The organism is Pseudomonas sp. EGD-AK9 (assembly GCF_000465935.2).
Taxonomy (GTDB): Bacteria; Pseudomonadota; Gammaproteobacteria; order Pseudomonadales; family Pseudomonadaceae; genus Aquipseudomonas.
Window position 1 is genome coordinate 1 of sequence record NZ_AVOF01000054.1, and the last position, 10,935, is coordinate 10,935.

The window sequence follows — 10,935 nt, forward strand, 5'->3', positions numbered from 1 at the left end:
GCAGGCCCCTGCCAATGGCCTTCACTCATATCCAAGTCATTGATTTCTCTCGGCTAGCCATTCGACAGCCGCAGCCCATGCGGTCCCGACAGCGCGCTGTGGGCCACGCCGCGGCCTCTGCCTGGAAAAACTGGCAAGCCCCTTGCTACGTCCCTGTCAACCATCCTGCGTAGCACGCCAACGGCGGCGGGCCGAGGATCACGGACAACGGCGTCCGTCAGGCCACCTCCTCTTACCGAGGCGGCCTGGCGTACGCCGTTTTTTGTTTATGTGCCTGACAAGGATTAGCCCCATGACCGAGCGTGATTCGAACAAGCCCCTGGATACCAGCCGCCGCAACTTCCTCAAGCAATCCATTGCCCTCGCCGGTGCCGTTGGCGGCATCGCCGCGCTCGGCCTGTCGGCGCCGGCCTCACTGCGCAGTGCGGCCTGGGCCGCCGGCTCCGACGCACCGGAAAAGGCCGCGCTGAAAGTCGGCTTCATCCCCCTGACCGACTGCGCCTCGGTGGTGGTGGCCGCCACCCAGGGCTTCGGCGAGAAGTACGGCCTGAGCATCACCCCGAGCAAGGAAGCCTCCTGGGCCGGCGTGCGCGACAAGCTCAACACCGGCGAGCTGGATGCCGCCCACGTGCTCTACGGCATGATGTACGGCGCCCAGCTCGGTCTGGCCGGGCCGCAGAAGGACATGGCGGTGCTCATGGGCCTGAACCAGAACGGCCAGGCCATCACCCTGTCCAAGCAGCTGCGCGAGGCCGGGGTGAGCAACGGCGCGCAACTGGCCGCACACGTGAAGAAGGGCGGCACGCCGCTGACCTTCGCCCAGACCTTCCCCACCGGCACCCACGCCATGTGGCTGTACTACTGGCTCGGCAGCCTGGGCATCAACCCCTTGAGCGACGTGAAGACCATCGTCGTGCCGCCGCCGCAGATGGTCGCCAACATGCGCGTCGGCAACATGGACGGCTTCTGCGTCGGCGAGCCCTGGGGCGCGCGGGCGATCTTCGACAAGATCGGTTTCACCGCCACCACCACCCAGCAGATCTGGCCGGATCACCCCGAGAAAGTGCTCGGCACCACCCGCGCCTTTATCGAGCAGTACCCCAACGCCGCCCGCGCGCTGATCATGGCGGTGCTCGACGCCAGCCGCTTCATCGAGGCCAGCGAGGAGAACCGCAAGAGCACCGCCAAGCTGATTTCCGGCAAGGCCTACGTCAACGCGCCGGTGCAGGTGATCGAACCGCGCTTTCTCGCCCAGTACGAGGACGGCCTCGGCAACAGCTGGCAGGACGAGCACGCCATGGCCTTCTGCAAGGACGGCAGCGTCAACTTCCCCTACCACTCCGACGGCATGTGGTTCCTCACCCAGTTCAAGCGCTGGGGCCTGCTCAAGGACGCGCCGGATTACTCCGCCGTGGCGGCGCAGATCAACCAGACCGCGCTCTACGCCGAGGCGGCCGGCGCCCTCAAGCTGGCCGTGCCGAGCAGCCCGCTGCGCAGCAGCACGCTGATCGACGGTGTGGTCTGGGACGGCAGCAACCCGGCCGCCTACGCCGACTCCTTCGCCATCAAAGCCTGATCGGAGGTGACCATGAATGCGCCCCTGAAAACTCCGCTGCCGCAGCTGGCCAAGCCGCGTTTCTCGCCCATGGCCCTGCTGCCCAGCGTGCAGACCCTCGGCAACGGGCTCAAGGCGGCCATCGCGCCGCTGCTGGGCATCCTCGCCTTCATCGGCCTGTGGGCCCTGCTCGCCCAGCACAGCGAGGGCCTGCCCGGCCCGCTGAGCACCTGGCAGGCCGCCCTGGTGCTGTTCGCCGATCCCTTCTACGACAACGGCCCCAACGACATGGGCATCGGCTGGAACATCCTCAACTCGCTCGGCCGGGTCGGCGTCGGCTTCGGCCTGGCGGCGCTGGTGGGCATTCCGCTGGGCTTCGCCATCGGCCGCTTCGCCTTCCTCGCCGGCATGCTGGCGCCGATCATCAGCCTGCTGCGTCCGGTGTCGCCGCTGGCCTGGCTGCCAATCGGCCTGCTGGTGTTCGAGGCCGCGGGCCCGGCGTCGATCTGGGTGATCTTCATCAGCTCGATCTGGCCGATCATCCTCAACACCGCCGCCGGCGTCGCCAGCGTGCCGCAGGACTACCTGAACGTGGCCCGCGTGCTCAAGCTGTCGGAGTTCAAGGTGCTGACGCGCATCCTGTTTCCCGCCGTGCTGCCGCACCTGATGACCGGCATCCGCCTGGCCATCGGCGTGGCCTGGCTGGTGATAGTCGCCGCGGAGATGCTCACCGGCGGCATCGGCCTGGGCTTCTGGGTGTGGGACGAGTGGAACAACCTCAACGTCGAACACATCCTCATCGCCATCATCATCGTCGGCCTGGTCGGCCTGGCCCTGGAGCAGGCGCTCCTGCTGCTGGCCAAGCGCTTCGACTACGCGAATTAAGGAGCCACCCATGGACAAGTTCGTCGAGCTGACCGCCGTCAGCAAACACTTCGACACCAAGAAAGGCCGCTTCCAGGCCCTGGAAGGCGTCAACCTGAGCATCGCTCGCGGCGAGTTCGTCTCGCTGATCGGCCACTCCGGCTGCGGCAAATCCACCGTGCTCAACCTGATCGCCGGCCTGCTCGAAGCCAGCGCGGGCGGGCTGATCTGCAACGGCCGCGAGATCGACGGCCCCGGCCCCGAACGCGCCGTGGTGTTCCAGAACCACAGCCTGCTGCCCTGGATGACCTGCTACGGCAACGTCCACCTGGCCGTGGAGAAGGTCTTCGGCGCACGCGAGAGCAAGGCCCAGCTCAAGGCGCGCACCGAGCAGGCGCTGCAGATGGTCGGCCTCGCCCATGCCATGCACAAGCACCCCAGCGAAATCTCCGGCGGCATGAAGCAGCGCGTCGGCATCGCCCGTGCCCTGGCCATGGAGCCCAAGGTGCTGCTGATGGACGAGCCGTTCGGCGCCCTCGATGCGCTGACCCGCGCCCACCTGCAGGACGAGCTGCTGCGCATCGTCGGCGCGACCCACAGCACCGTGGTGATGGTCACCCACGACGTCGACGAAGCGGTGCTGCTGTCGGACCGCATCGTGATGATGACCAACGGCCCGGCCGCCACCGTCGGCGAGATCCTCAAGGTGGAGCTGGCGCGCCCGCGCGACCGCCTGGCGCTGGCCAATGACGCGCAGTACCACGGCTATCGCGGTGCGGTACTGGAGTTCCTCTACCAACGCCAGCAGCGCCCGGCCGCCTGACAGACGCGGCAACCGCTCTGGCACGCTGGTCGGAGCGGTTGAACCAATGGCCGAACGGGCACACGAAGAGAGGTTCCCCCAGCCCTCGACCAAGGAAAGCCCGTGCTCGACCTCACCACCTGGAACCTCTCGATCCCCACCGATCCCAGCCCCACCACCATCAGCACCGCGCGGCTGAACAACGGCTACCAGAGCCAGTACCTGCGCCGCAACGCCGACGGCAGCCTGACCTTCTGGGTGCCGGTCGGCGGCTCCACCACCGCCGACGCCAGCTACCCACGCAGCGAACTGCGCGAGACGCAGAGCGACGGCAGCCTGAGCAACTGGCTGCACGCCAGCGCCGACAGCTACCTCAGCGCGGTGCTGCAGGTCGACCAGGTACCGAGCAAGAACAAGGTGGTCATCGGCCAGATCCACAGCAAGGACGAGCCCGGCAGCCACAACGATCCGCTGCTCAAGCTGCAATACCACTATCGCCGTGGCGTCGGTCGCCTCGAACTGCTGCTGCGCGAAAAACCCGGCGACAGCCAGGTGCAGAACATCCTGCTGGCGGACAACGTGCAGCTGGGCGAGCGCTTCGGCTACGACCTGCGCGTCACCCCCAGCGGCAGGCTCGGCGTCAGCGTGGTCAGCAAGGACGGCGACCAGGGCTCGCTGTACCGCCAGCTCGACCCCGCCTGGAGCACACAGCAGCTGTATTTCAAGGCCGGCGCCTATATCCAGGACAACGAAGGACCGAGCGACGAGGGCGGTCGGGTGACCTTCTTTCATCTGAACAGTCTGCATCGCTGAGGCGTCGCGCCGTCATTGCCGCGGCGAATGACGGCGCCAGCCCCTGTCGCTCGCGTACAATCGCCGCCCCACCTGCGACGAGACGCGCCATGGCCCGCCTGACCCTCGAGTTTCCCGAAGACCAGTACTGCTACAGCACCCACCTCACCGTGCGAGTCACCGACATCAACGGTGCCAACCACCTGGGCAACGACTCGATGATCTCGATGATTTCCGAGGCGCGGGCGCGTTTTCTCTACGAGTTCGGCATCCGCGAGACCGACGGCAACGGCACCGGCATCATCGTCACCGACCTGGCCACCACCTACCGCGCCGAAGCCCATGCCCGCGACCAGTTGCTGTTCGAGGTGGGCGTGATGGACTTCAACAGGTACGGCGGCGACATCACCTTCCGCATCAGCCGTCCGGCCGACGGCACGCTGGTGGCCATGGCCAAGTCCGGCTTCGTGTTTTTCGACTACCACCAGTCCAGGGTGGTGCCGATGCCCGCGGAGTTCGCCGCCAAATTTTCCAAGGTCAACCGGCTCGCCTAACAGGCTGTTGAAAAACTACCTGCGTTGCCATTGCTGCGTTAAGAACAGGCTCGGAAAGCCGTTTGCGGCTGGCGCGCGTCAGCGCGGCCCGAAGCGAGCACGGCTCATTTACAGCTCGTAAAGTCGACTGCGATCCCAGCCCTTCCTCGCCTGTTTTTGCAGGGCCGCCATCGGTATTGCACTGGCTGCCTCGCCTCGGGCTTTCTGCTTCGCTCTACCTCCTGCATCCATGCAGTCGTCGCCTACGTTTTTCAACGGCCTGCTAACCCGCCATCGCCGCCAGCGCCTGCTGCAAGTCGCGGCGCAGGTCATCCGGGTGCTCGATGCCGACCGACAGCCGCACCAGGTTGTCGTGGATGCCGATCTGCGCCCGGCGCTCGACCGGAATGCTGGCGTGGGTCATCCGCGCCGGCTGGCTGATCAGGCTCTCCACGCCGCCCAGGCTTTCGGCCAGGGTGAACAGCCGGGTCGCCTCGAGAAAGCGCCGGGTGCCCTCGGCGTCACCGGCCAGGTACAGCGAAATCAGCCCGCCTCCGCCGGCCATCTGGCGCGCCGCCAGCTCGTACTGCGGATGGCTGGGCAGGCCGGGATAGACCACCGCCGCTACCTGGGCCTGCTGTTCCAGCCATTCGGCCAGCTGCTGGGCGCTGTCGACATGGCGCCGCAGGCGCAGAGCCAGGGTACGCATGCCGCGTAGGCAGAGAAAGCTGGAGAAGGGGTCGAGGATGCTGCCCACCGCGTTCTGCAAAAAGCCCAGGCGCTCGGCCAGCTCCGGCCGGTCGGCCACCACCAGCAGCCCGGCGATCACATCGGAGTGGCCGTTGAGGTACTTGGTGGCCGAATGCAGCACCAGGTCGAAACCCTGCTCCAGCGGCCGCTGCAGACAGGGCGAAGCGAAGGTGTTGTCGGCCAGGGTGAGCACGCCATGGGTATGGGCCACCGCGGCCACCCGCGCCAGGTCGGTGAGCTTGAGCGTCGGGTTGGTCGGCGTCTCCACCCAGATCAACCGAGTCTCGGGGCGCAGCGCAGCGCTCAACTCCTCGGCGCTGGCTTCGGGCGCCACGTAGCTCACCTGCAGCCCGGCGGCCGGCTTGCGCACGCGCTCGAACAGGCGGTAGGTACCACCGTACAGGTCGTCCACCGCAACGATATGACTGCCCGCAGGCAGCAGCTCCAGCACCGTGGCGCAGGCGGCCAGCCCCGAGGCGAAGGCGAAGCCCTGGCTGCCGCCCTCCAGCTCGGCGATGGCCCGCTCCAGCGCCTGGCGCGTCGGGTTGTGGCTGCGCCCGTACTCATAGCCGGCGTGCACGCCGGGCGACTGCTGGCGAAAGGTCGAGGTGGCGTAGATCGGCGGCATCACCGCCCCAGTCCAGTCCGGCTCGTAGCCGGCGTGCACGCAGAGGGTTTCCAGGCTCTGTTTCATCGTTCGGGCTCCAGGCGCAGTGGGCGCTTCAGCGCAGGGTGCGCCGCCACAGGTTGAGCAGATCGCTCTTGGTGATCAGGCCGAGAAAACGGCCCCGTTCAACGATCAACGCCACGTGTCCGGCGTCGAAGGTCTCCAGCAGGCGTTCCAGCGGCACCTCCGGATCCAAGGTCTGCAGCTGGGTGACCATGGCCCGGCGCACCGGCAGCTCGAAGTGCTCGGGGGCGTCCTTGACCGCGCGCAGCAGGTCCCATTCGTCGATCAGGCCCACCACCCGCTCGCCGTCCATCACCGGTACCTGGTCGATGTCGTGGAAGCGCATGCGTGCGTACACCGCCGCCAGGCTCTCGTCGGCCTTGCAGGTGACGGTGGCGCCCTCGTCGTAGCGGCGGGCGATGAGGTCACGCAGGTTGCCGGCCTGCGGCCGCTCGATCAGACCCTGATCGATCATCCAGTAATCGTTGAACATCTTCGACAGGTACTTGTTGCCGCTGTCGCAGACGAAGGTCAGCACCCGCTTCGCCTCGCGCTGCTCGCGGCAGTAACGCAGCGCCGCGGCCACCAGGGTGCCGGACGAGGAGCCGGCCAGCACCCCCTCCTGCTGTAGCAGCAGGCGCGCGGTGAGCAGGCTCTCGGCATCGCCGATGCGTTAGGCGCGCTTGACCAGGGAAAAATCGGCCAGCGCCGGAATGAAGTCCTCGCCGATGCCTTCCACCAGCCAGCTGCCGGCCTCGCCGTAGTGCCCGGTTTCCACGTAGTCCGCCAGCACCGAACCCTGAGGGTCGGCCAGGACGATCTCGACGTGCGGCGCCTCGCGCTGAAAGAAATGGGTCAGCCCGGCCAGGGTACCGGCCGAGCCGATCCCGACCACCACCGTGTCCAGGCGCTGCTGCAGCTGGCGCCAGATTTCCGGGCCGGTGCCCAGCTCGTGCGCCAGGGCATTGGCCGGGTTGTTGAACTGATCGATGTACAGCGCGCCCGGGGTCTGCTCGGCGATGCTGCGCGCCAGGTCCTGGTAGTACTCGGGATGCCCCTTGCCGACGTCGGAACGGGTCAGGCGCACCTCGGCGCCGAGCGCCTTGAGGTGGAAGATCTTCTCGCGGCTCATCTTGTCCGGCACCACCAGCAGCATCCGGTAGCCCTTCTGCGCCGCCACCAACGCCAGGCCCAGACCGGTGTTGCCGGCGGTGGCCTCGATGATGGTGGCGCCCGGTTGCAGCCGACCGTCGCGTTCCGCAGCCTCGATCATGCTCAGGGCGATGCGGTCCTTGATCGAGCCGCCGGGGTTCTGGTTCTCCAGCTTGACGAACAGCTCGCAGGGGCCGGTATCCAGGTGCGTGATCGGCAGCACCGGGGTGTTGCCGATCATCGCGAGCAAGGGATTGCTGGACATGTCCCGCCCTCCTCTGTGCAGCCGCCCGTCCCAGGCGGCTCAACCTACCGAGAGCATAGTTATAGGCGCTGCACCGGCGGCGAACCAGGCCACCAATCGGGCAATAGTGAGGGCAACACCTATACTCCTCCCTGAACTCGCCCGTACCAGAGCGTCGCATCTTGGCGCGCGAGAGGGATGGGGCCGTACCCGGGGCAGCATCCGCCGATGCCGTCGCTGGGTGTTGCCCGCGGCCACGGGCGTCCGGAACGGGATGCGAACAGATGGCGTTTGCAATCGTCTTGATACTGCTGGTGATCGGCTCGCTGCTGTTTCACCTGCTCAGCCCCTGGCAGGCCACCGAGGCGGCGTCCAACTGGGTGTCCATCGACACCGCCCTGCTGATCACCCTGCTCATCACCGGGCTGTTCTTCGTCGCAGTGTGCCTGTTCATGGTCATCGCCATCATCCGCTTCCGTCACAAGGCGGGGCGCCGGGCGGCCTACCAGCCGGAAAGCAAGAAACTCGAGTGGTGGTTGTTCGCCGTTACCAGCCTGGGCATCGTCGCCCTGCTGGCCCCCGGCCTGGTGGTCTACGACGATTTCGTGCGGGTGCCGCAGGAAGCCCGCGAGGTCGAGGTGGTGGCCCAGCAGTGGCAGTGGGCCTACCGTTTCCCCGGCGCGGACGGGCGCCTGGGGCGCTCCGCCATCAAGTGGGTCGAGCCGCGCAATCCCTTCGGCCTCGACCCCGGCGACCCGGCCGCGGCGGACGACGTGCTGGTCCAGGGCGGCGAGCTGCGCCTGCCGCTGGATCAGCCGGTCAAGGTGCTGCTGCGCTCCAAGGACGTGCTGCACAACTTCTACGTGCCGCAGATCCGCGCCAAGATGGACATGGTGCCGGGCATGGTCTCCTACTTCTGGTTCACCCCGACCCGCCTGGGCCGCTACGAGGTGCTCTGCGCCGAGTATTGCGGCGTGGCCCACTTCAACATGCGCGGACGCCTGATCGTCGAGGAGGCCGAGGCCTTCGAGCAGTGGCTGGCCAGCCAGCCGACCTTCGCCCAGAGCCTGCGCGCCGCGCCGCCGAGCGCCGCCAGCCTGCTGGACAAGGGCCGCCAGCTGGCGCAGAACCTCGGCTGCCTGGCCTGCCACAGCCTCGATGGCAGCGCCAACCTGGCCCCGACCTGGCAGGGCCTGTACGGCAGCACCCGGCAACTGGCCGACGGTAGCAGCCTGCAGGCCGACGAGGCCTACCTGCGCGAATCCATCCTCGCCCCGCAGGCCAAGCTGGTGCAGGGTTTTCCGCCGGTGATGGTGGCCTACCGCCTGAGCGAGGAGGAACTGGCCGCCCTGCTCGCCCTGATCCAGTCGCTAAGCGACAAGGCCCCGGCCACCGAGCACGACGCTGCCAGCCCGACCGAACAGGGCCGCGCGCTGGCCGCCAGCCTCGGTTGCCTGGCCTGCCACAGCCTCGACGGCAGCGCCGGCATCGGCCCGAGCTGGCGCGGGCTGTATGGCAGCACCCGGGATTTCGTCGACGGCAGCACGGCCCGGGCCGATGCGGCCTATATTGAAGAGGCGATACGCCAGCCCAACGCCCAGGTGGTGCAGGGCTATGCCGCGATCATGCCGGTCCTGGCCGTCGACGCGGCGCAGCTCGAGGCGCTGACCGCCTTTATCGCCTCCCTCGCCGCCGATGCCGACGAGGCCGCGGATCCCTCGCCCTGAGCCCCCTGCAGGAGGATGACGCGATGGCCTATGCGCACCAAGCCGAAAGCACGGCCCTGCACGAGCCGCGCAGCTTCCTGACGCGCTATATCTGGAGCCAGGACCACAAGGTCATCGCCATCCAGTACGCGCTGACGGCGATCTTCGTCGGCCTGATCGCCCTGGTGCTCTCGGGCCTGATGCGCCTGCAGATCGGCTTTCCCGGCAGCCTGGAGTTCATGGACGCCAGCACCTATTACCAGGCCATGACCCTGCACGGCATGATCATGGTCATCTACCTGCTCACCGCGCTGTTTCTCGGCGGCTTCGGCAACTACCTGATCCCGTTGATGGTCGGCGCGCGGGACATGGTGTTCCCCTACGTCAACATGCTCAGTTACTGGTTCTACCTGCTCTCGGTGCTGGTGCTGCTGGCCAGCTTCTTCGTTCCCGGCGGCCCCACCGGCGCCGGCTGGACCCTCTATCCGCCGCAGGCGATCACCGCCGGCACCCCGGGCACCGACTGGGGCATCGTGCTGATGCTGGTGTCGCTGGCGATCTTCATCGTCGCCGCCACCATGGGCGGCCTCAACTACGTGACCACGGTGCTGCAGGCGCGCACCCACGGCATGACCCTGATGCGCATGCCGCTGTCGGTATGGGGCATCTTCATGGCCTCGATCCTCGCCCTGCTGGCCTTCCCGGCGCTGCTGGTCAGCGCGGTGATGATGCTGTTCGACAGCCTGCTCGGCACCAGCTTCTTCATGCCGGCGATCATCTCCCTTGGCCAGCCGCTGGAGCACGAGGGCGGCAGCCCGATCCTGTTCCAGCACCTGTTCTGGTTCTTCGGCCACCCGGAGGTGTACATCGTCGCCCTGCCCGCCTTCGGCCTGGTCTCCGACCTGATCAGCACCCACGCGCGCAAGAACATCTTCGGCTACCGCATGATGGTCTGGGCCATAGTCGCCATCGGCGTGCTGAGCTTCGTGGTGTGGGCGCACCACATGTACGTCAGCGGCATGAACCCCTACTTCGGCTTCTTCTTCGCCATCACCACGCTGATCATCGCCGTGCCCACCGCGCTGAAGGTGTACAACTGGGTGCTGACCCTGTGGCAGGGCGACATCCACCTGACCGTGCCCATGCTGTTCGCCCTGGCCTTCATCCTCACCTTCCTGGTCGGCGGCCTTACCGGGCTGTTCCTCGGCAACGTGATAGTCGACATCCCGCTGTCGGACACCTATTTCGTGGTCGCCCACTTCCACATGGTCATGGGCGTAGCGCCGATCCTGGTGGTGTTCGGCGCGATCTACCACTGGTACCCGAAGATCACCGGGCGGCTGCTCGACGACCGCCTCGGCCAGCTGCATTTCTGGATCACCTTCCTCGGCACCTACGCCATCTACTTTCCCATGCACTACCTGGGGTTTCTCGGCATGCCGCGGCGCTACTACACCTTCGACGACTACGAGTTCATCCCGCAGTCGGCGCAGGACCTCAACGCCTTCATCACCGTCGCCGCCCTGGTGGTCGGCGTCGCCCAGCTGCTGTTCCTGTTCAACCTGTTCTGGAGCCTGGCCAAGGGCAAGCCCGCCGGCGCCAACCCCTGGCGCGCCGCCAGCCTGGAATGGCAGACCCCGCAGACTCCGCCGGTGCACGGCAACTGGGGCGCCCGCCTGCCGGTGGTGCACCGCTGGGCCTACGACTACAGCGTGCCAGGCGTGGAGCAGGACTTCGTGCCGCAGACGGTGTCGGACGAGGAGCTGCAACGGATGAAGAACGCGGCGACGGAGCGCAGGCCATGAACCGGCTCTTGCTGCGCGACGGCGAGGAACTCGGCCCCGGCGGCTGGCCGCAGCCCCCTGAG

At 67.3% G+C, this 10,935-nt stretch carries 8 protein-coding genes and 1 pseudogene; 7 read left to right on the plus strand and 2 right to left on the minus strand.

The genetic code is table 11. The features are described from left to right. Positions 1–292 precede the first annotated feature (292 nt). The 5 genes from N878_RS02965 to N878_RS02985 all read left to right on the plus strand — a co-directional run bounded on the left by N878_RS02965 (position 293) and on the right by N878_RS02985 (position 4,567). Entirely contained in the window at positions 293–1,576 is a 1,284-nt protein-coding gene (locus tag N878_RS02965) for a CmpA/NrtA family ABC transporter substrate-binding protein (protein WP_021442198.1), read from the plus strand. A 12-nt stretch (positions 1,577–1,588) separates the two neighbouring features. Beyond that, on the plus strand, positions 1,589–2,440 hold the full coding sequence (ntrB, locus tag N878_RS02970) for a nitrate ABC transporter permease (RefSeq protein WP_021442199.1): 852 nt from the start codon (positions 1,589–1,591) through the stop codon (positions 2,438–2,440). Between the two features lie 10 nt (positions 2,441–2,450). Continuing rightward, positions 2,451–3,242, plus strand: a complete 792-nt coding sequence (locus tag N878_RS02975) for an ABC transporter ATP-binding protein (protein ID WP_021442200.1) — start codon at positions 2,451–2,453, stop codon at positions 3,240–3,242. Positions 3,243–3,344: 102 nt separating this feature from the next. After that, on the plus strand, positions 3,345–4,034 hold the full coding sequence (locus N878_RS02980; RefSeq protein ID WP_021442201.1) for a polysaccharide lyase family 7 protein: 690 nt from the start codon (positions 3,345–3,347) through the stop codon (positions 4,032–4,034). Between the two features lie 89 nt (positions 4,035–4,123). Further along, complete coding sequence (locus N878_RS02985) at positions 4,124–4,567, plus strand: thioesterase family protein (protein WP_021442202.1); 444 nt, start codon at positions 4,124–4,126, stop codon at positions 4,565–4,567. Positions 4,568–4,829: 262 nt separating this feature from the next. Here the strand turns inward: N878_RS02985 and N878_RS02990 are convergent, their stop codons facing one another. Beyond that, positions 4,830–5,990 carry a PLP-dependent aspartate aminotransferase family protein gene (locus N878_RS02990; RefSeq protein ID WP_021442203.1) on the minus strand — a complete coding sequence of 387 codons (1,161 nt, stop codon included), beginning with the start codon at positions 5,988–5,990 and terminating at the stop codon, positions 4,830–4,832. Between the two features lie 28 nt (positions 5,991–6,018). Then, positions 6,019–7,383 (minus strand): annotated as a pseudogene (locus N878_RS02995) (pyridoxal-phosphate dependent enzyme). A 263-nt stretch (positions 7,384–7,646) separates the two neighbouring features. Here N878_RS02995 and N878_RS03000 point away from each other — a divergent pair. Together N878_RS03000 and ctaD are read left to right on the plus strand one after the other, a co-directional pair. Next, positions 7,647–9,089 carry a cytochrome c oxidase subunit II gene (locus N878_RS03000; RefSeq protein WP_021442206.1) on the plus strand — a complete coding sequence of 481 codons (1,443 nt, stop codon included), beginning with the start codon at positions 7,647–7,649 and terminating at the stop codon, positions 9,087–9,089. Between the two features lie 23 nt (positions 9,090–9,112). After that, entirely contained in the window at positions 9,113–10,873 is a 1,761-nt protein-coding gene (ctaD, locus tag N878_RS03005; protein WP_021442207.1) for a cytochrome c oxidase subunit I, read from the plus strand. Positions 10,874–10,935: the final 62 nt, after the last annotated feature.